Genomic DNA, 19,208 nt, shown 5'->3' on the forward strand with positions numbered 1-19,208 from the left:
GGATTCTGACTTTTTAGCTGTAAAGCTTCGACTCTTTCCTCTAACTCTTTTAGGTAAGCTACCTCAGTACGTAAGCGTTCATTCTCCTCCTTAAATCGTTCTAATTCTGTCATTTCTTCACAAGTTTTCTTCTGTTTACGTCCCATTTTAGCTAACCTTCCTCTTATTTTCTCAGCAATAGTATACCTGTTTTTCCTGTATTGTGCCAGCCAATTTGGAAGCATTCCTTGGTTTGGGAGGGCATAATCAAGACTAGCACTTCCTTGCGAACGACCTTCAAGAAGAACTTTATCAATCATTTTTTGTTTTAATTCTGGAGAATAATCGCGATTCTGCCCTTTCTTGACAATTTCAATCCCATAACGATCAAAACAAACTAAAAATGTATGTTAGTTTAGAAATACCTACTCCAAATATAGTTGAAAGTTGCTTTAAGCTGATTCCTTGTTTTTTAGTTCATGGATTTGAACTTTCTCTTCATAATTCAATTTCATAATAAAACGCACAATATCAAGTTTTTTCAACACCTGATACTATGCGCTTTTCTGATTTTTAAAGACTTCTTACCCAGTCTCTCATTTAAAATAATCTCGTCTGATATAAATTAAAATAGCTTCTATCATCAGACAAATGGCCGACAGCCAAAAACTGATGCTAATACCAAAACTCTCAGTAATATAACTCATTAGCAAAACAAATACTGAAAATGATAGTGTTGAAATCACTTCAAGAACGGAATAGACATTAACCAAGTTATTTTCCTCTACTGTTTCCTGAAGAAATACACTTTCAGGAACTTCTTTTAGTTGCGATAACATACCAACTAAAGCTGAAAATAATAAAAACATCTGTGCGTTTGGAAAATATAGAATAGTCAGTGTCACTATTGCCATGCCTACAAGAGGAAAAAGAATACTTTCCCATTTAGCAGCGAGGAACTTTTCAGATAGCCTAAAAGCAATTAAACCACTAATTATAATCCCGATAGAGTATGCTGTATTAGAATATCCCCAGTAACTTTCCGTTTCATTTAATAGCTCAGTTACAAAGACAAGTATGATAGAAGAAACCCAAATCGTATTTGAGAAAATTTCCAATAAATTTGCTGATACAAAAAGTCTTAATCTAGAATCTCTAGCAACTAACTTCCAACCTTTGAGTAAAATTTCAAGATTAGTTTCTGACTCTAACACCTCCACTTCAGCCTTCGGAAGAAATAACATCAGAAAGCTAGAAATGATATACAATATTAAAATGATAAACGTGGTAGGTAACAGACCAATTGTTGCAAATAAGAGTCCACCTAATCCCCAACCCACCAATTGAACAGCTTCACCACTCATTGACAAGGCTGAATTAGCCTTACCCAAATCGGTCGCATAGCGTGGCACAATAGCATAGGAAACAGGTGCTGCAAAACCATCTAATATTGAAATTGCCACAACAAATAGATAGGTTACCAAAGGCGCTACGGATTGCATTACGGTAAACATTCCTACCAGTATCGTTAATAATATAGTCTTTCCAAATTGGGATAAAGATAAAACCCTATTTAGCGCTATCCTTTTAGTAACTAAAGGAACTAAAAGACTCGCAACAAAAGAGGATATCCCTATTAAAATGGGAACTAGTGACGTGGCAATTACTGATTTTGAAATAATGTATATGTTAGCAATGATTGTTACTCTAAAGAAAATATCTGCTAAATTTGCAAACAATTGAGAGACTAACAATTTGATAAATGAATTAGACATATAGCTCTCCTATCTTAGTTGCCAACTTTGGAATTAAAATTTGATTTTTAATATTTTAGCATAAAATAGCAGAAAACAAAAGTGATGGTTTTTACATGAAAAAGCCTGAGATTTTCATCTCAAGCTTTTCAACATAATTGTTTTCTAGATTAGAAAAGCGAGAATACAAGCACGGCCAAGGCTGCACCGATAACAGGTCCCACAACTGGAATCCAAGCGTAAGACCAATCTCCGTCTCCCTTGTTTGAAATTGGCAAGATGCTATGCATGATACGAGGTCCAAGGTCACGCGCAGGGTTCAAGGCACAACCTGTTGTTCCACCTAGTGATAGAACGATACCGACAATCAAAGTTCCCACTGCGAAGGTTCCGATTCCTGCTTGAAGGTCATAAAGTCCCAAAGCAAAGATTGTTAATACCAATACAAAAGTTCCTAGGATTTCACTAATCAAGTTTGATACAGTATCTTTTATAGCTGGTCCAGTACTGAAGGTTGCCAGGATATTGCCTGCATTTTCTTCTGCCTCATAATGCGGTTTGAATTGCAACCAAACCAAAATCTGACCCAGCATAGCCCCTGCGAACTGAGCTAGGATGTATGGGAAAACGGAAGCCCAAGAGAGCGTTCCTTTTAAGGCCATCGCAAACGTTACAGCTGGATTTAGGTGGGCTGGGCTGAGCGTGCCAGATACAAAAGCCGCAACGGCTACAGCAATTCCCCAACCCATAGTAATCACAATCCAACCTGCATTGTTGCTCTTGGTTTTAGGAAGAACCACACCTGCAACAACACCATTTCCTAGAAGAATCAGGATTAAAGTCCCTAGAAATTCTCCAAATAATTCATTCATCATTTTTCTGTCTCCATTAAAAAGGAGGAGAGGGTAGACTAGGAGTCCTGCCCTCCGCCTCTTTTATTTTTTCTTAATTTTTTAATTCTGCTAAATCGTTGTTAGCGAGAGCTGCTTCGACATCTGCTCGGTAGCCTGCTTTTTCTTCTTCTGACCAGTCATAGAATCGTCCCATTTCATCCAAAACTGGCTCAACGATGCTATCCAAGCTATCACGCATAAAGAGCATATGGTTGGTACGGCGAAGGAGGAAGTCAACTGGGTTAAGTGCCAACTCATTGCGCATTGCATAATGAAGAGACAAGGTGTCCGCCAAGCTGAGTCCTGGCGCTTGTTCCAAGCTGTGAGCAAGGGCAAAGACTTTCGGTGCATTTGAACCGTAAAGATTTGCTAGGTAATGAGCTTCCTTGCTATCCAAGCCACGTGATACTCCAAGTTGAGCAAAGGCTTCGATTTCTGAGTCCACATTTGCTGGGTTCAATTCCCCACCTGAAACAGGGTAAGTCTTAGAATTGATGAGTTTAAAGCTGCGGTCAAATTCTGCTTTGAGGATGTCAACCACGCGCTCCATAGCTCCTTCAGCCATCTTACGATAGTCTGTGATTTTACCACCAGCAAGGGTCAAGAGGCCATTGTCATCTCGGTCCAAGCTCGAACCACGTGAAACTGCAGATGGATCCAAATGTTTCTCAGAGGTACTGCTTTCAAGCTTGCTAACAGCAGCCTCTACATCTTCACGAGTTTTTTCTTTAGAGAGGTAAGATTCAACAGTCGCAATCAAGTTGTTAAAGCTTTCATCACTGATGGTTCCGTTATTTCCTCCATTGTAGTCAGAAGCGCTATTGCCTGCGATCAATGGACGAAGGCCTGCCCAGCTACTTTCGATATCATCAATGGTGATATTGGCTTCTGGGAAGCGGTTGTTGACAATGCCAAGTAGATAATCTACATCTTCCTGCGTCACTTTTGGATGTTCCAAATCACCTGTGTAGTCTGTATCAGTTGTACCAAAGTAAGTCTTGTTTTCACGTGGGAGAACAAAGACCATACGGCCATCACCCAAACCTGTGTCAAAGTAAACTGGCTGTGAAACCTTGATCTTGCTTGAATCCACTACCAAGTGAACTCCCTTAGTTGGACGCATTTGTGAGAATTGTGTTCCCTTATTAGACAAATTGCGTACCTTGTCGCTCCAAGGACCTGTCGTGTTGATAACCAGACGAGCCTTGATTTCAAAGACTTGGTCTGTCAACAAATCACGAGCTACGACACCTGTAATCTTGCCACTTTCGTCAAAGAGGAAGCCTTCTGCCTTAACGTGGTTGGCAATGAGGGCACCGTCTTGATTGGCACGTTTGATGTTTTCAATCACGAGACGCGCATCGTTATTACGGAAGTCAAGGTAAACCCCACCTCCTACCAAGCCTTCTTTCTTCAAGTTTGGCTGGCGTTCTAAAACTTCTTCCTTGCTCAAAACCTTGTTAGCAGCTGGTGTGTTGCTAACACCTGCCAAAAGGTCGTACAAGTCCATAGCTACTTTGAGACGGAAGAGGCTAAAGGTTGCTCCATCTTCTTCATAAACTGGTAAAAGCATTGGATCTGGTTTTGGAATGTGAGGTGCAATTTGTTGTACCACTGCACGTTCTGAAACTGTATCTGATACCACTTCTACGTCGAATTGTTTGAGGTAACGCAGACCTCCGTGAACCAATTTTGTTGAACGACTGGATGTTCCTTCTGCAAAGTCTTGCATTTCAATCAATCCAGTCTCAAGACCGCTAGCTGCCGCCTGCAAAGCTACACCAGCCCCTGTGATTCCTCCACCAATAATCAAGAGGTCCAGGGTACGTTCCTGCATTTTTTTAATTGATAATTCACGTGTTTTCTTTGAAAATTCCATTTTTACACACTTTCTAACTAAGTCGCTTTATTCTTCCAGTATTAGTCATCGATTTCCGCAAAGACTTGGGTTGCTTTCACAGCTTTCTTCCAGCCCTTGTAGAGTTGTTCCTTGCGAGATTCGTTCATAGATGGCTCAAAGAGTTCTCCTGTCTCGTTCAAGAGTTTCAACTCATCCAAGTCTTTCCAGTAACCTACTGACAAACCTGCTAGGAAGGCTGCCCCTAGAGCTGTTGTTTCCAAGTTTTTGGCGCGTGCGATATCGATTCCCAAAATATCAGCTTGGAACTGCATGAGGAAGTTATTCATGGCTGCACCACCGTCTACTTTCAAGACTTGGATAGCTGTTTGAGCATCCACTTGCATCGTATCGATAATATCACGCACTTGATAAGCTATAGATTGCAAGGTTGCCTTGATAAAGTCTTCTTTACTTGTTCCACGAGTCAAACCAAAGACAGAACCGCGAGCATTTTGGTTCCAGTATGGAGCACCTAGACCTGTAAAGGCAGGAACGACATAAACTTCATCATTGTTGTGAGAATCACGAGCGTATTTTTCAGATTCTGGTGAATTTTCAACCATGCGAAGACCGTCACGAAGCCACTGAATAGCACTTCCTGCGATGAAGATTGAACCTTCCAAGGCATAGTAAACCTTGCCATTGATTCCGTAACCAATCGTTGTTAATAGGTTGTTTTCAGACAACTGCATCTCTTCACCAGTATTCATGATGATGAAAGAACCTGTTCCATAAGTATTCTTAACCATACCTGGTTCAAAGGCCAACTGTCCAAAGAGGGCCGCCTGTTGGTCACCAGCCATACCTGAGATTGGCACTTGTCCACCATAGAAATGGAATGGCGCTGTCTTACCGTAAATTTCAGAGTTAGAACGAACTTCTGGAAGCATAGCCTTAGGAATGTTGAGAATTTCCAAAATCTCATCATCCCATTTGAGTTCTTTAATGTTATAAAGCATGGTACGAGCTGCGTTTGAGTAATCCGTCACGTGAGCCGCACCGTCAGTCAACTTCCAAACTAACCAAGTATCAATCGTACCAAAGAGCAATTCACCCTTTTCAGCTCTCTCTTGAGCGCCCTCTACATGGTCCAAAATCCAACGAACTTTAGTAGCAGAGAAGTAAGCATCGATGATCAAACCAGTCTTTTCATGGAATTTTTCCACATAGCCTTGACTTTTTAGTTGCTCAGCCAAAGGTGCTGTCTGGCGTGACTGCCAAACGATTGCGTTGTAGATAGGAAGGCCTGTTTTCTTATCCCAGACAACAGTTGTTTCACGCTGGTTGGTAATCCCGATTGCTTCGATTTGATTTGGCTTGACACCGCTTTCGATGAAAGCACCCGCAATAACTGACTGAACAGAGTTCCAAATTTCATTGGCATTGTGCTCTACCCAACCTGCCTGAGGGAAAATCTGAGTAAACTCTTTTTGACTCGAGCTAACTTTTTCTCCTTTTTTGTTGAAAATAATGGCACGAGAACTTGTAGTTCCCTGGTCAATGGCCATAATGTATTTTTCTTGTGACATGTGCTGTCCTCCTGATAAAGATCTTGAGGATGTTTCCTCTTTACACTAACTAGTATACAAAATAAAGCGCTTTCTTATTCATCAACTTTTTTTAATTTTTTAAAAAATGTGAGTAGATTGTGTGAATTTCACAAAAAAGACCTGGAACAACCAAGCCTTTTAAGTGAATAATAACTGACGAATCGCTGCCAAATCTTCCAAATCCAAGTCGTTTTTTAAATAATAAACTGGAGTCTGTTCCTTCTTATGAATCGGGTTATTGGTAACCAGCAAATCATAATGTCGAGTTCGGTCATAGGCTTCAATGGTAATAAAACGATTGTATTCCAAATACCGTTTCAAAATGGCTGCCATCCTTGAAAAGACAAGAAAACCTGATGTCAAATCCAAACCAATCCGCATATGCTGGCCACCATTTTCAGCCATATATTCAATTAACTGGAGCCATTCCCAGAGAATTTTCTTATCCAAATCCGTCCCCTGCTGAAAGGCAGGCAAGGCATGAAAAATCTCCTCTGCCGTTCCCCTAAAATCATGTTCCATCAAAAAATAAGGATGACGATTCTCCAACTGGTACTTGTAGCGGTCCTGTAAAATATAGCCCTTATAGAGATAGACTTGAGCACAAAGCTGACTGAGTTCATAGGTAACGTGATCCTCTGTATAATCACCCAGCAACTCCTCCTTCTTCATTTCTTGAATCAACTGTGTCAGCAAATCGGCCAACTGCCCTCCAAAACCAAGGATATATTCCATAGTATGAAGAGGAAGAATGCGATGAGATAGGAGGAAAGAGAAGAAAATCATCATCTCCCCATCCTCAGTTCCTAGAGGAAGGTGTTGTCCAGCAAAAAAGGACGGAGCCTTTCTCAGCAAACGAAGGTAGAAAATATTGTCAAAATACCCTCGCATTTTCTCTTCTATCACTTGGAACTGACAAGCATTAACCCGAAGACGCTGTTGACTGATGTGGGACCAGAGAACCAAGTCCAATTTCTGACCCGAAGACAAGCTTGCACCACAGATTTCTTCTAAACTGGCAATCTCCTGTTTTCTCTCTGGTTTCTGCATGTGACCTTCCCACTCCTGACTAGACCAGACCTTGCGGAAAAGACAGAAATAGAAATAGCGAATCTGATGCTCTGGACCTCGCCAACGTCCATTTTGAATAGATAAATCAAATTCTGACAAAATCTGATTTAAGCTAGCTAAGTGACGACCAAGCGTAGCCTCGCTAATCATCAATTCTTGAGCCAGCTGATGGGCTAAAAACTGTTGGTGGTAGAGAAGATAGACCAAAATCTGATATTTAACAGCATTCTCCAAAAACAGGCTCCGAATATCTCTTCCCTTGGTAGTTGCACCGATCGATAGACGCAGATTTTCATCTTCTAAATGAATAGTCAGCTCTATGCCACTATCCAAAGCCTTGTCATTGAGCAGGGTGACATATTTGGTTAGGGTTGCTTTTGAAAATCCTGTTTCCTCCATTACAGCCTTGACGGTCGTCTGAGACTCTTGTAATAGAAAGGAAAGGATTGAAAATTGGCCAGATTCAGCCTTTTCCATCAAATCTCCTAAATACATTTGTTACCCCTTTCATTTTCTACCTTAAGCATAGCATAAATCTTACAAATGCTGAAATAATCTGTTTCTCTTTTTATTTTCATGCTGATTTCCTAGTTCATTATCCTGAAAATCAGCAAACACACGGCTCCCCCTTTGGACATTTTTATGCTAAAATAGTAGCTATGGATAAAATTATTAAAACAATATCAGAAAGCGGAGCCTTTCGTGCTTTTGTCCTTGATAGCACAGAAACAGTCCGCACTGCTCAAGAAAAACATCAAACCCAAGCTAGCTCAACTGTAGCGCTTGGTCGAACTCTTATCGCTAGCCAGATTCTCGCAGCCAATGAAAAAGGAAATACCAAACTAACAGTTAAAGTGCTGGGCTCTAGCTCTCTAGGTGCCATTATCACGGTCGCTGATACCAAGGGGAACGTCAAAGGCTACGTTCAAAATCCTGGTGTTGACATCAAAAAGACTGCAACTGGTGAAGTCCTAGTTGGACCTTTTGTTGGAAATGGTCAATTCCTCGTTATCACAGACTACGGTACTGGAAATCCTTACAACTCTATGACTCCCCTCATCTCTGGGGAAATCGGTGAAGACCTGGCCTTTTACCTGACCGAAAGCCAACAAACCCCTTCAGCAGTCGGCCTCAATGTCCTTTTAGACGAAGAAGACAAGGTCAAGGTTGCAGGTGGTTTCCTAGTTCAAGTCTTGCCAGGAGCCAAGGAAGAAGAGATTGCTCGCTTTGAAAAACGCATCCAAGAAATGCCAGCTATCTCAACTCTTCTCGAAAGTGAAGACCATATCGAAGCCCTCCTCAAGGCTATCTACGGTGACGAGGCCTACAAGCGTCTTTCTGAAGAAGAAATTCGTTTCCAATGTGACTGTAGCCATGAGCGCTTTATGAACGCTCTTGCCAGCCTTCCAAGCTCAGACTTACAGGAAATGAAAGAGGAAGATCACGGGGCAGAAATCACTTGTCAATTCTGCCAAACAACTTACAACTTTGATGAAAACGACCTGGAGGAACTCATTCGTGACAAATCTTAATACACCCTTTATGATTGGCAATGTTGAGATTCCCAATCGTACCGTTCTAGCGCCTATGGCTGGTGTGACAAACTCAGCCTTTCGTACTATTGCAAAAGAGCTCGGAGCTGGACTCGTTGTCATGGAAATGGTCTCTGACAAGGGAATCCAATACAACAACGAAAAAACACTGCACATGCTTCATATCGACGAAGGCGAAAACCCTGTTTCTATCCAACTCTTTGGTAGCGATGAAGACAGCCTAGCACGCGCAGCAGAATTCATCCAAGAAAACACCAAAACCGATATTGTGGATATCAACATGGGCTGCCCAGTTAACAAAATCGTGAAGAACGAAGCTGGCGCTATGTGGCTCAAGGATCCAGATAAGATTTACTCTATCATCAACAAGGTTCAATCTGTCCTTGATATCCCACTTACTGTCAAAATGCGTACCGGCTGGGCTGACCCGTCTCTGGCAGTAGAAAATGCCCTCGCTGCTGAAGCTGCAGGCGTTTCTGCCCTCGCCATGCATGGCCGTACCCGTGAGCAAATGTATACAGGTCACGCAGACCTTGAGACCCTTCACAAGGTCGCTCAAGCTTTGACCAAGATTCCATTTATCGCCAACGGTGACATCCGTACAGTTCAAGAAGCCAAGCAACGCATCGAAGAAGTCGGTGCTGATGCAGTTATGATTGGCCGAGCTGCCATGGGAAATCCTTACCTCTTCAACCAAATCAACCACTACTTTGAAACAGGAGAAATTCTACCTGATTTGACCTTTGAAGACAAGATGAAAATTGCCTACGAACACTTGAAACGCTTGATTAACCTCAAAGGGGAAAATGTCGCAGTTCGTGAATTCCGTGGCCTCGCTCCTCACTACCTCCGTGGAACATCTGGCGCTGCCAAACTTCGTGGAGCTATTTCACAAGCTAGCACCCTAGCAGAGATTGAAGCTCTCTTGCAATTGGATAAGGCTTAAAATGGTTCATACTGCTCTACTTGTTATCGATATGCAAAAAGCATTTGATAACCCTATCTGGGGAGAACGGAACAACCCTCAAGCTGAACAACAAGCATTGAGGGTACTGGCATACTTTCGTAAACACGCTCTTCCAATCTTACATGTTCAACACATATCTGACAATCCCCAGTCGCAATTTCATAACAAACAAAATCAGGAGTTTAAAAGTGGATTTGAACCAGTCACCTCAGAACCTATCTTTCAAAAAACGGTTAATAGCGCCTTCATTGGAACAAATCTTGAAACATATTTACGAAAAAATCAGATTTGTCATTTAGTCGTTGTTGGTTTGACCCTGCCTCATTGTGTATCTACTACGACACGAATGGCAGCAAATCTTGATTTTAAAGTCACTTTACTAGCAGATGCCACTGCCAGTTTTACCCTATCTAACAAAAACGGTCAGGCCATCTCTCCTGAGACTATCCATGAGATTAATCTCCTTTCTCTACAAGATGAGTTTGCTCAAATTCTTACTACAGAAGAATTTTTAACCCAAGTATAAGTATAAAATAATCCGTCAACTCTTATTGAGCTGACGGATTTTGAATGCAGTAATGCAGTGAACCGAAACACAAATAGGTAAATTTAGACCTTATACTCTTCGAAAATCTCTTCAAACCACGTCAGCATCGCCTTACCGTATATAGGTTACTGACTTCGTCAGTTCTATCTACAACCTCAAAGCAGTGCTTTGAGCAGCCCACGGCTAGCTTCCTAGTTTGCTCTTTGATTTTCATTGAGTATTAGAACTGATGATTAACAATTATTCATAAATGTCTATAAATTCACTCAGAACTGACTATACTAGTCTACCCCCTTTAGAGCACTAATCATGTCAATCTTTCTCATACGAAGACTAATAAAATAAGCAGTCCCTAAAGATGTAAACCAAACCAATAACGTAGCAGAAGCAAGGACATACATACTGATATAAGCGGTATACTCAATTCGAATCGTCGAAAATGTTGCTACATATTCTTTCAAAAACCATATGCCTAAAGGAATTCCTACTAGCCAACCAATAAAGGTAGTTAGTATAGTCTCAAAAAGAGTTACCATCTGTAGATATTGATTAGAAAATCCTAATACTTGTAATGTAGCATAGTCTCTCATTCTCTCTACAAAGTTTAAAGAGCCCAGATTATAGAGAACAATAATAACAAGTAATAAGGCAAAGCCAATAATCATTAGAAATACACTCATCAAACTAGATACAAAATCATAGGCATTTTTTTCTTGGCTCCCTTTTTCAATGACAGATAGAACACCTTTGTCTTGCTTAATAGTATCTTCGTCCACCTCCGGCCCAACTAATAAAGTATGTGGAGTAAAATCTCCCCCTGCTTTTTCAAAGACTCTAGCATGAAGATAGGCCCCTTGATTGGTTTCACTTGTGACAATCCCTTTTACTTCAAACTTGTAAGTATGACCATCTTGATAGGGAGTCACATTTAAAAAATCTCCGACTTTAATACCTGCTAAACGGGCAAATGATCTAGTTACATACAAACCATCATCTTTCAAAGAATCAGCACTCTCTGTTTTTGCTTGGATCATATCTCCATCATCAAATATAATCAATAAACGGTTGTAGCCATCATCTGGATTAAAATGTGCCTGTGAAATTTGTACACCTTGCCCACCATATCTAGACTTAGAAGATGTATAATCAGCTACGGTCAGTCGTTTTGAATAAGAAAAATCTTCATTGTATGCCTTATCAACAAGATGATTCATGGACACAGGCATACCAATTCCAGCAATCAGTAACATCATACTTCCTGCAACTCCCACGATTCCCATCAAAACTCGAATACGATTAAACGAGGCATCACGAATTGCCCATCTAGAAGGATAAGAAATTCGTTGCCAGATAGAGGAAAATCTTTCCACAAAAACAGATTTAGCAACTTTTTCTTTACCTCTTAAAAATATTGCTGGTAAGCCTCTAGCTGACTCTCTAGAAGCTAAATAGGCAGCTAAAACACAAATAATAATGACTACAATACCGACAACCATTGATGAAGACGAATAAGATATTTGCCAATTTGGAAGTGTAAACATTGACTTTTGAGTTTCTAGTACAAACCATGACATCAAGGGAGAAATAGCAAAGCCTGCGAAACTTCCTAATAAACTTACTACTAAGCCAAATAAAATATAATGTAAACTGATAGCCTGATTTGAAAAGCCTAGAGCCTTTAATACAGCAATCTCTTTTGTTTGGCCATCAATCAAACGCTGAATGGTTGTAAACATAGCCAAAATAGCTAACAAAATAAAGATAAAAGAAAATAAGTAAGATAAGTTTCTAATTTGCCCAACTCGATCGGTAGCTTCTGATATTTCAGTTAAACTTTTTTGATCTTGATAAGAAACTAAATCGCCCCCAAAAATAGACTCTAAATCTCCTCGCAAATCTACCTTAGAACCATAAATTTCTAAGGCATTATCTGACGATAAACCCAGAATTCCTTTTGCAATTTCATTATCTGCAATATAACCATAGGCATCATTGTCAGGATTTGGAGCGATATATTCCATGCTACCTGTGAAATAAATCTTATCTGTGGCCTGAACAAATCCTACAATTTCTAAATCTATCTGTTTCCCCCTTGATGAAATAGAAATTGAATCTCCAATCTGTAAATGATTCTTCTTCGCATAATTCCCATCAATCCAAATCGAATCTTGTTTTCCTTCAGAAAAAGAACTTCCTTCTGTTACTGTAACCAGTTGATTATCTGTAATCGTTTCAAGATTGATTCGTCCGTCAGTCTTGTCTAAACGAACAATATTAGCAAATCCTTTCTTTTTACTGATAACTTTTTCAACAGAAGATAATAGTTCAACCTGCTTAATTTTTGATTCATCAATTTGTCTCGCTTGAACCCAAACAACAGGAAGTTCAGATTGTTTCAAATAACTCTCTAGACTCTTTTCAAGTCCATGCCAAGCTCCTTGTAGCCCTACAAAGATTAATACACTTAATAGAGACATCAGAAAAACAGAGAAAAATTGTTGCCAATTTTGCCGAAGATCTCTTAATAATTTTATATGAAGATACCTCATCCCAGCACCTCTTCATTATTCTCTATTTTTTCAATACTTCCATCTTTCAAATATATAACTCGATCTGCAAATTTAGCAAACTCTCTATTATGTGTAACCATTACAACTGCAGCATTCCCATTTCTAGAAACTTCCTTCAATAAAGTTAAAATACTATCACCTGTCTTTGAATCTAACGCTCCTGTAGGTTCATCACACAATAATAGACTAGGTTCTTTAGCCAATGCCCTTGCAATTGATACACGTTGCATTTCACCTCCAGAAAGTTGATTAGGAAAATTATTTTTTCTATGAAGTAAACCAACTTGATCTAAATACATATCAATTTCTTTATTGTTTTTCACTAAATTTGCTGCAATACCTATATTCTCCTTGGCTGTTAAACTTGGAACTAAGTTATAAAATTGAAAAACAAAACCAATTTTATCTTTTCGATAAGCAGATAATTCCTTGTCCGTAAACTTTGTTACTAGTTCCTCATCAAATATAAAGGTTCCTGATGTCGCACGATCCATCCCACCAAGTAAATTTAGTAACGTACTTTTCCCTGAACCTGATGGACCTAAAATAACTGTAAATTTCCCTTTCTCAATAGAAAAACTAACTTGATCTAAAGCACGAACTTCTTGCTCTCCTACCTTATAAATCTTACTAATATTTTGAAACTGAATCATACATACTCCTAATATCTTGTCATAAATTTTATTTTTTCCTTTAATGTAGGCTCTTCATACTGTTCTATGATACGTTTAGATACTGCTTCCCTGTTTTCTCGTATAACCTTTTCAGCTAAGGAAATAGCCTCATCTACTGAAACAACTATTGGCAACTCATAATGTTGAATGATCTGATTTAACCGTTCTTTCTGACTACCTTTGACACAATAAGGTGTCAGACCCAAATTCCTATAAGCTTCATATAATTCCTCATCTGATAAATTTCGATACTCTTCAGATACTGGTCTATGCCCATCTGGATCCATTGCAAACTCTACTGGTAAATGAACAACATCTGTATACCACAGTTTCGCATGATTCTTAGAGACAACCCCATAAGCAGTCAAATATTTTTTGAAAAATCGTCGACCCGGAATACCTAAAATAGATTTCATCAATCGATGAATGAATGCTGATCCTGGATTAATTCCTACCCTCATTCGAACAGTACCGTAAATCCATTCATTCAATACTGAACCATCTGATAGAAAACTTCCATGTTCCTTGTATAAAATTCCTTCTGTACGAATTCTCTCCTCAAAACGCTTTAGCCCTAGTGCCATTAATTCAGTTGATGACATATCCTGAAATCTTCTGCCAGGATATAAATCTGTCAAAATTTCCCTCGCAGACAAAGCGTCGATTAAGGGAAGTCCCGTTGCAATCGAAAGAGCTGTAGCAGTTGTTGTCTTACCTGTAGAATAAGTTCCCGATATGACTAACCTTAATTCTCTATTTCCCATCACTGTCCCCCTCCATCAGGTAATTTTTGAGCTATTTTACTTTTAAAGACTACCTTATGATCTATATCATATCCTGACATTTCGTAGACTTTCCAATGTTCTTCTCTAATTTTTAACAATCTATTTTTTGAAACACTACCACTAAGCTCTACTACTCCGTTCAAAATTGGTGAATTCAAGTCTGCACTCACTTGCTTCATCCACATGGTATTGCTCTCTTCTCGAGATATCTCTTCTATATGGTAGGCTAACATCTCTGCCATTTGAGAAAAAATAATCAGAAGCTCTAACAAACTATAATAATTCTTTTCTAGACTACCTACACCACTATATTCAATATCTTTGATTAATACTTGCTCTGCTTTACAAGATATACTACTATCTGAAAACTCAACATCGTATATATCATGTTGTCTATCTCTTAAATGCGTTGATAAAAAATCTCTACCTTGTTCTCCTATAGCAGCTACATTTTCCATACATTCTAATAATTGATATCCTAAACAAACTTTCATATCCATTACCAAGCAATCAAATTCAATCACTTGGTTCGTCATTTTGAAATTTTGTAATTCTAATTTTAAATTTACCAATTCTTCTATAGCTTTTATCCCTGACTTTATCTCAAAATGGCTTAACCTATACTGATTTAATCTCACTCCCATTCTTTTCAGTATTTCACTTCCAAATAAATGAGCTAATACTATTCCATCTAATGTACTCAGGTGTTGCTGTATGATTTCAGATTGTTTACTAGACCACAAACCTTCTTGATGAAGAGACCCAACTCCTTCTAAAATATTTTTCAACTTAACTTCATAAGTCGTCTTCTTATGCCCTCTGCAAAAATAACGATTTTTATTGTCTCCAAGTAAATAATCTACTGTTAGCATATACTTCTCCAATCTTTTAAACTGACTCTATCTTAAACAAAAAAAGACAAGAAAGAATCCGTAATTTACGAAAACCTTCTTGCCTTTTTAGTATAAAATTATAAAGATACTAGATTTAATCGAATAGCCTCACGTACAGCTCCAACTCTACTCGTCACTCCCAACTTTGAACAAATATTTGAAACATGGGTATCCACTGTTCTCCTGCTGACAAATAAACTATTTGCTATCTTTTCATTAGAATATTCTTTTACAATCAGTTCCAATACACTTAACTCCGTATCTGTCAATAGATTATTTTCTTGCTTTTCTAACAAACCATCTGGAATAACGTGATTTCCCTTATAAACAGCATAAATTGCACTTTTAACATCCAAATAAGAACTTTCTTTGGGTAAAAAAGCTTGAATCCCAAAATCCATCGCTCTCTTATGTAACAAAGTGTCATAAAATCCTGATAAAAGAACTATCTTGGGAACTGTATTCAGAAATCTATTTATTTGACTAATAACATCAAATGCCGTTACTCCTTTCAACATAAAATCCATGACTAGTACATCTACCTTTTCATGCTTAAGACATAGAAGTAAATCTGCTACTTCTGTATAGGAACCAACAATTTTAAAATCATCTTCCTTTAAAAAATAGTTCTCCAATCCTTGTAATACTAAACTGTGATCATCAATCAAAACCAAACGAATCATTTTTCTTCCCTTCTATAGGTATCCGTATCTTCACACTTGTAGGTTCTATATTTATCTGAACATCTCCCCCCAATAAATGAACCTTCTCTACAATTCTATTTAAACCAAAATGATGTTCATTAGACTGATAGTTTCCCTTAAAAATACCATCATCTATAACTTCAATTGATAAAATCTTTTCTTTTGTAGATAAATCTACAGTAATTTCTCTAGCATTCCCATGAAGAATACTATTATTTACTAGTTCTTTAACTGTCCTTAATACAAACGTGCCCACTTTATCGTTAACTTTTTCTTCATCTATTGAAAAAGTTGTCATAATCGAAACAGTTTCCATCTTCATGAATTGGTTTAATATGCTAGTAATAGATTCTTTCAACCCTAATTCATGCACCATTAAAGGATAGATATTGGAACATAAATCTCTTAATTCAAAAACAATATCATCCAACATCTCTAATAAAGCTCCCCTATTAATGTGTTCACTAATTTCTAACTGCTTTTTATAATAAATAACCTTCTGAATTGTAGTATCATGTATAAACGTTGCAATTTCTTCCCTCTCTAATTCAGTAGCTACAAAAGTATGAAAACTACTAAAGATTCCCTCCATTTTATGGCTAATCAACATCATTTTCCTTATTTCAGGTAACAAAGCTAGCGAAAAAAGAAAAGTGTAAAGAACGAAAAAAATTGGAGAAAATTCTCTTAATAACAGACTAAAAAGAATAATTAGACTAGTAAAAAAAACGGAAAATATCAAGTTATATATGAATGGATTCCACTTCCAAGCAACATATATCATTCGCTCTAGTATCAAGTTATTCACAATAGAGAACAAAATAAGCAACAATAGAGGAATACTATAAATAAACGAAACTTCCTTACCAATCGGAAAAATATATCCAAAAAATAGAGGAAATAAGGCCAGAACTGCTAAAAATAAGGTATGAATTGGCAGCATTTCTCTTCTCTGATAGTAATTTATAAGCATCTTTAACAGTAGGATAACTAAAAAGAAAAATACTAAATAAAATACTCCCCTAGAAAAAAAGATGGTTAAAAAATCAATGGGCTGTATAAGATTATAAACATACAAAAGTTGAGTTATGAGTGAATAGCCCAGTATAATACGAGAAAAGTTAGAAATGGTTGAACCTTTTATCTTTAAGACTAACACTCTAATGAAGATATCCATGAATAATGGAAATAAAGTCAAGTATGAAATTAATAGACTACGACCAAATACATCTCCTATACTTGATGGAATAATCGATAATAACATCAGACTAGTATAAATAATAAAATAAAAATATCGTTTCCCAGTTTTTCCTCTACTTCTGCCTTTTATGTATAATCGAAATAACAGTAGAATCAGAAAAGCAATGATTGATAAAACAAGAAAGATAATTTGGCTTGATTTCCCAGATTCTATTATTAAAGTCTTTGAAATGCCTCTATCTAACACTGTCACAGAATGAAGCGGTTCAACAATTAAAAATCGAGATAATGAGAAATTACTATCTGGACTCTGACCGTCTATTTGTATAATCGATGCTCCTATTATCTCTTGATGATTTGCAAAGCTTCCCAGATTATGGACTTGTCTAACTATCCACTCATTATCATGTTTATCTACGGTGATTCCACTGTACGTTCGGTTAAAAATTGAAAACGAAAAATAAAGAAAGAAAATAAATAACAAAACCAAAGAAAATCGAAACATTTTTGACTTCATTGTTTGTAACACTCCACATTTCACTTGATATTGATGTTTATTCTACCATTTTTTCATTCAATAAGACAGGTTTTATAGTTAAATTTATTCTTTTTTCTTTCGAGATATAACTGATACAATCTTCTGGTAGGTGAAATCCTCCCCGATTTGACTTTTGAAGACAAGATAAAAATTGCCTACAAACACTTGAAACGTTTGATTAACCTCAAGGGGGAAAACGTAGCAGTTCGTGAATTCCGTGGACTCGCTCCTCACTACCTCCGTGGAACATCTGGCGCAGCCAAGCTCCGTGGAGCTATTTCACAAGCTAGCACTCTGGCAGAGATTGAAGCTCTCTTGCAGTTGCATAAGGCTTAATAGATTAAAACCCGTAACTCTCTTAAAGTTGACGGGTTTTTGATTGTAAAAATTCAAATACTGAGCGCTATTATTGATTCAAAGCAACACTGGAAACCTTGCCATCCGCTCCTGTTGTAATTTGGATGACTTTCCCTCCACCGATTTTGGCATTATACTTGCCATCATCAAGAGTATAAGAATAGCCTCTAATAGAGTAGTTTTCTTTCTTTCCATCAGCAGATTCTACTGTGAATTGACCACCTGATGAAACTGTAATGGTTTCGCCATTGGCACCCTTCCAGTTGCCCGCTGCAGCTGAGAAATCACCGTCTACCATGGTTAAAACACCCTTGTAGCGTTTATTTTGCTCTGCTTGCTTGTCTTGAAGTTTGCGGTCAGTTGTAGGATCATAGCTTGATTGGTTAGACTGGGCTTGAGGAGCTTGTTGAGTTGAAGGAGTCTGAGCAGGAGTTTGTTGACTAGCTGCTTGTTGATTAGACACTTCTTGACCTTGTCTTTGCTCTGGTGCTGTCGCCGCTTGTGATGGCGTTGCAGTTGCTGAAGATTGATCCGTAGATGCCTTGGCCTTTTCAGATGAAGCTGAACTTGAGGACTTCTGAGTCTTGCTTTCTTTGCTAGCAGAAGCTGCTTTAGAGCTTGATGATTGGCTTGTCTTAGCAGAACTGCTTGCTTGAGTTGTTTCCTTTTTATTTCCACAAGCTCCCAGTAGCAAGGTAGAAGCCAATACAGTTGCTGCCATCAATTTGATATAGGTTTTCTTTTTCATTTTTCTACTCCTTTGTAATGTTTTAGAAATATAATGAAATCTTTTTGTAATATTATTGTAACATTCGGATTTAAATATGTCAACAATTTATCTAAACTATTTTAAAAATCTTAAATACTTTAGATACATTTACTCCTCCTACTCTTCTATTCGTAATAAAATAGAAAAGCAGGAGATTTTCCTATTAAAAATTTGAATTTGTTTTTGTGTAATCGCTTGCATCTTTAAGTACAAAGGAATATAATAACATTGAAATAGAATATAGGAGGTGCACTCTTATGCTAAATAAGTATTATAAGTATCTTCCTTGGTTGATTTTGGGAGCAATTGGCTCTTATCAATCAGCAACTTACTATGCGCGAACTGCATTTGATGTCTTCTATCTGACTACAATCTTTATGATTGTTTATATCGCTTTGTTATTTTTACATGAGAACTATCTCAAGTATCGATACAAAGATTTCTTTACTCACATGTTGAGTAATCCTAAGAAAGATAGCCATCCCTAAAACAGTCGCAACACAA

At 38.0% G+C, this 19,208-nt stretch carries 16 protein-coding genes and 2 pseudogenes; 5 read left to right on the top strand and 13 right to left on the bottom strand.

What is annotated here, in order from left to right; translation table 11 throughout:
- Window positions 1–38: 38 nt before the first annotated feature.
- From KB197_RS10140 to KB197_RS10165, 6 genes and pseudogenes are all read right to left on the bottom strand, one after another.
- Window positions 39–494, bottom strand: a pseudogene (locus KB197_RS10140) (transposase); the annotation flags it as partial.
- An 81-nt stretch (window positions 495–575) separates the two neighbouring features.
- Entirely contained in the window at window positions 576–1,754 is a 1,179-nt protein-coding gene (locus KB197_RS10145; RefSeq protein WP_212573727.1) for a ryptide export MFS transporter, read from the bottom strand.
- A 149-nt stretch (window positions 1,755–1,903) separates the two neighbouring features.
- On the bottom strand, window positions 1,904–2,608 hold the full coding sequence (locus tag KB197_RS10150; RefSeq protein ID WP_094752995.1) for an MIP/aquaporin family protein: 705 nt from the start codon (window positions 2,606–2,608) through the stop codon (window positions 1,904–1,906).
- A 70-nt stretch (window positions 2,609–2,678) separates the two neighbouring features.
- Entirely contained in the window at window positions 2,679–4,505 is a 1,827-nt protein-coding gene (gene glpO / locus KB197_RS10155) for a type 1 glycerol-3-phosphate oxidase (RefSeq protein WP_064276806.1), read from the bottom strand.
- Between the two features lie 41 nt (window positions 4,506–4,546).
- Window positions 4,547–6,055, bottom strand: coding sequence for a glycerol kinase GlpK (gene glpK / locus KB197_RS10160; RefSeq protein WP_064276807.1), 1,509 nt, complete (start codon window positions 6,053–6,055; stop codon window positions 4,547–4,549).
- A gap of 159 nt (window positions 6,056–6,214) precedes the next feature.
- Window positions 6,215–7,642, bottom strand: a complete 1,428-nt coding sequence (locus KB197_RS10165) for a helix-turn-helix domain-containing protein (protein WP_212573726.1) — start codon at window positions 7,640–7,642, stop codon at window positions 6,215–6,217.
- A 164-nt stretch (window positions 7,643–7,806) separates the two neighbouring features.
- Here KB197_RS10165 and hslO point away from each other — a divergent pair, with 164 nt between their 5' ends.
- The 3 genes from hslO to KB197_RS10180 are packed head-to-tail and all read left to right on the top strand — an operon-like array spanning window position 7,807 to window position 10,193.
- Window positions 7,807–8,679 (top strand): Hsp33 family molecular chaperone HslO, encoded by an 873-nt coding sequence (gene hslO / locus KB197_RS10170; protein ID WP_000357854.1) that lies wholly within the window; start codon window positions 7,807–7,809, stop codon window positions 8,677–8,679.
- On the top strand, window positions 8,666–9,646 hold the full coding sequence (gene dusB / locus KB197_RS10175; protein ID WP_000183308.1) for a tRNA dihydrouridine synthase DusB: 981 nt from the start codon (window positions 8,666–8,668) through the stop codon (window positions 9,644–9,646). The genes hslO and dusB overlap by 14 nt, the downstream gene beginning before the upstream one ends.
- Before the next feature lies 1 nt (window position 9,647).
- Complete coding sequence (locus KB197_RS10180) at window positions 9,648–10,193, top strand: cysteine hydrolase family protein (protein ID WP_084923867.1); 546 nt, start codon at window positions 9,648–9,650, stop codon at window positions 10,191–10,193.
- Between the two features lie 302 nt (window positions 10,194–10,495).
- Here KB197_RS10180 and KB197_RS10185 read toward each other — a convergent pair whose 3' ends face one another.
- The 6 genes from KB197_RS10185 to KB197_RS10210 form a co-directional block, all read right to left on the bottom strand.
- Window positions 10,496–12,763, bottom strand: coding sequence for an ABC transporter permease (locus KB197_RS10185; protein WP_212573725.1), 2,268 nt, complete (start codon window positions 12,761–12,763; stop codon window positions 10,496–10,498).
- The gene (locus tag KB197_RS10190; RefSeq protein WP_000614114.1) at window positions 12,760–13,437 is read right to left on the bottom strand and encodes an ABC transporter ATP-binding protein; all 678 of its coding nucleotides are present in this window, start codon (window positions 13,435–13,437) and stop codon (window positions 12,760–12,762) included. The genes KB197_RS10185 and KB197_RS10190 overlap by 4 nt, the downstream gene beginning before the upstream one ends.
- Window positions 13,438–13,445: 8 nt before the next feature.
- Window positions 13,446–14,222 (bottom strand): AAA family ATPase, encoded by a 777-nt coding sequence (locus KB197_RS10195; protein WP_049501960.1) that lies wholly within the window; start codon window positions 14,220–14,222, stop codon window positions 13,446–13,448.
- Entirely contained in the window at window positions 14,222–15,115 is an 894-nt protein-coding gene (locus KB197_RS10200; protein WP_212573724.1) for an AvrD family protein, read from the bottom strand. Before KB197_RS10200 ends, KB197_RS10195 begins: the two co-directional genes overlap by 1 nt.
- Window positions 15,116–15,213: 98 nt before the next feature.
- On the bottom strand, window positions 15,214–15,819 hold the full coding sequence (locus KB197_RS10205) for a response regulator transcription factor (protein ID WP_033689555.1): 606 nt from the start codon (window positions 15,817–15,819) through the stop codon (window positions 15,214–15,216).
- Window positions 15,797–17,557: a histidine kinase gene (locus KB197_RS10210; RefSeq protein WP_070528360.1), complete on the bottom strand. Its 1,761-nt coding sequence runs from the start codon at window positions 17,555–17,557 to the stop codon at window positions 15,797–15,799. The genes KB197_RS10205 and KB197_RS10210 overlap by 23 nt, the downstream gene beginning before the upstream one ends.
- Before the next feature lie 129 nt (window positions 17,558–17,686).
- On the opposite strand from KB197_RS10210, the pseudogene KB197_RS10215 reads away from it, so the two are divergent.
- A pseudogene (locus tag KB197_RS10215) lies at window positions 17,687–17,914 on the top strand (tRNA dihydrouridine synthase DusB); the annotation flags it as partial.
- A 70-nt stretch (window positions 17,915–17,984) separates the two neighbouring features.
- Here the strand turns inward: KB197_RS10215 and KB197_RS10220 are convergent.
- Window positions 17,985–18,683, bottom strand: a complete 699-nt coding sequence (locus tag KB197_RS10220; protein ID WP_212573723.1) for a hypothetical protein — start codon at window positions 18,681–18,683, stop codon at window positions 17,985–17,987.
- A gap of 278 nt (window positions 18,684–18,961) precedes the next feature.
- Here KB197_RS10220 and KB197_RS10225 point away from each other — a divergent pair, with 278 nt between their 5' ends.
- Window positions 18,962–19,192, top strand: coding sequence for a hypothetical protein (locus KB197_RS10225; RefSeq protein ID WP_049515595.1), 231 nt, complete (start codon window positions 18,962–18,964; stop codon window positions 19,190–19,192).
- Window positions 19,193–19,208 lie beyond the last annotated feature (16 nt).

Origin of the sequence: Streptococcus sp. 11-4097 (genome assembly GCF_018215285.2) — a bacterium.
Classification (GTDB): domain Bacteria; phylum Bacillota; class Bacilli; order Lactobacillales; family Streptococcaceae; genus Streptococcus.

What these genes read in the sequence shown, in the direction of transcription:
- KB197_RS10205 (WP_033689555.1), bottom strand. Translation starts at nt 15,819, where the DNA reads ATGATTCGTTTGGTTTTGATTGATGATCACAGTTTAGTATTACAAGGA.
- KB197_RS10225 (WP_049515595.1), top strand. Translation starts at nt 18,962, where the DNA reads ATGCTAAATAAGTATTATAAGTATCTTCCTTGGTTGATTTTGGGAGCA.
- KB197_RS10165 (WP_212573726.1), bottom strand. Translation starts at nt 7,642, where the DNA reads ATGTATTTAGGAGATTTGATGGAAAAGGCTGAATCTGGCCAATTTTCA.
- KB197_RS10150 (WP_094752995.1), bottom strand. Translation starts at nt 2,608, where the DNA reads ATGATGAATGAATTATTTGGAGAATTTCTAGGGACTTTAATCCTGATT.
- hslO (WP_000357854.1), top strand. Translation starts at nt 7,807, where the DNA reads ATGGATAAAATTATTAAAACAATATCAGAAAGCGGAGCCTTTCGTGCT.
- KB197_RS10145 (WP_212573727.1), bottom strand. Translation starts at nt 1,754, where the DNA reads ATGTCTAATTCATTTATCAAATTGTTAGTCTCTCAATTGTTTGCAAAT.
- glpK (WP_064276807.1), bottom strand. Translation starts at nt 6,055, where the DNA reads ATGTCACAAGAAAAATACATTATGGCCATTGACCAGGGAACTACAAGT.
- KB197_RS10200 (WP_212573724.1), bottom strand. Translation starts at nt 15,115, where the DNA reads ATGCTAACAGTAGATTATTTACTTGGAGACAATAAAAATCGTTATTTT.
- KB197_RS10190 (WP_000614114.1), bottom strand. Translation starts at nt 13,437, where the DNA reads ATGATTCAGTTTCAAAATATTAGTAAGATTTATAAGGTAGGAGAGCAA.
- KB197_RS10220 (WP_212573723.1), bottom strand. Translation starts at nt 18,683, where the DNA reads ATGAAAAAGAAAACCTATATCAAATTGATGGCAGCAACTGTATTGGCT.
- KB197_RS10195 (WP_049501960.1), bottom strand. Translation starts at nt 14,222, where the DNA reads ATGGGAAATAGAGAATTAAGGTTAGTCATATCGGGAACTTATTCTACA.
- KB197_RS10185 (WP_212573725.1), bottom strand. Translation starts at nt 12,763, where the DNA reads ATGAGGTATCTTCATATAAAATTATTAAGAGATCTTCGGCAAAATTGG.
- KB197_RS10180 (WP_084923867.1), top strand. Translation starts at nt 9,648, where the DNA reads ATGGTTCATACTGCTCTACTTGTTATCGATATGCAAAAAGCATTTGAT.
- KB197_RS10210 (WP_070528360.1), bottom strand. Translation starts at nt 17,557, where the DNA reads ATGAAGTCAAAAATGTTTCGATTTTCTTTGGTTTTGTTATTTATTTTC.
- glpO (WP_064276806.1), bottom strand. Translation starts at nt 4,505, where the DNA reads ATGGAATTTTCAAAGAAAACACGTGAATTATCAATTAAAAAAATGCAG.